A 420-nucleotide genomic window follows, 5' to 3' on the forward strand; every position below is an offset into this window, starting at 1 on the left:
TCACTACAGGTTGAGTTCTCGCATTTGTGCCGTATTCCAAGTCATCTTTCGATCACTTAAATACATTTTGGTTGATACAATCACAACCCGGTATCGCGTTTTGTACTGCAGCGTCTCATCAACGCTTGCGCGACACCTTTACTACATCCCATATTGTTAAAGAACAGCCGATCTTGCGATCGCTTGGCAATGCCAAATGAAAACACTCAGCAACGAGTGCTTTCATTTGGCCACCTGGCCATTAACCACAAACTACCGATAAGTGTGAGCGCTCAACTGAGGATGCACGCTCTGAAAGGAGGTGATCCAGCCGCACCTTCCGATACGGCTACCTTGTTACGACTTCACCCCAGTCATGAACCCTGCCGTGGTAATCGCCCTCCTTGCGGTTAGGCTAACTACTTCTGGCAAAACCCACTC

General features: G+C 48.6%; 1 rRNA gene. It reads right to left on the reverse strand.

The features are described 5' to 3' along the window. Window positions 1-294 precede the first annotated feature (294 nt). Window positions 295-420, reverse strand: a 16S ribosomal RNA gene (locus VSR71_RS35145); the annotation flags it as partial.

The sequence above is a fragment of the Cupriavidus oxalaticus genome (genome assembly GCF_038900635.1).
GTDB lineage: Bacteria > Pseudomonadota > Gammaproteobacteria > Burkholderiales > Burkholderiaceae > Cupriavidus > Cupriavidus oxalaticus_B.